The 406-nt window shown below is 49.5% G+C and carries 2 protein-coding genes; both read left to right on the forward strand.

Translation table 11 applies throughout. From position 1 onward, the window contains the following. Positions 1–180: hypothetical protein (locus D7Y13_RS50240; RefSeq protein ID WP_208734727.1), on the forward strand; the 180-nt coding region annotated here is incomplete at its 5' end. A gap of 55 nt (positions 181–235) precedes the next feature. Further along, positions 236–406: SPFH domain-containing protein (locus D7Y13_RS50245; RefSeq protein ID WP_500683214.1), on the forward strand; the 171-nt coding region annotated here is incomplete at its 3' end.

Raw genomic sequence — 406 nt, forward strand, 5'->3', positions numbered from 1 at the left:
AACAAGACTGGGAATACAATTGAATTAGTTTACGCGATGTGCGACTTTCCTGAAACACCTGCTAAGGCGGCCCTCACCCTAGCCCTCTCCCAGAAGGAGAGGGAACCGGAAAGTCCGAAAGCCCTTCTCCATTGGGAGAAGGGTGGGGATGAGGGCAAATTTAGTTGCACACCGCGTTAGTTTGGATCAATTTGACCACCTTCATTAACTCTGCATCACCGCAGGAGCAACATCTATGGAATCTCTGATTGCTGCCCTGGCTCTCGCAGTGGTTGGCTACATCGCTGGTTCAATCAAAATTATCAACGAAGGTAACGAAGGTCTTGTAGAGCGGTTAGGGCAGTATCGTCGCACTCTTCAACCGGGTCTAAATTTTGTTATCCCCGTCTTTGATACCGTCCTGGTC

The sequence above is a fragment of the Corallococcus praedator genome, assembly GCF_003612125.1.
Classification (GTDB): Bacteria; Myxococcota; Myxococcia; order Myxococcales; family Myxococcaceae; genus Corallococcus; species Corallococcus praedator.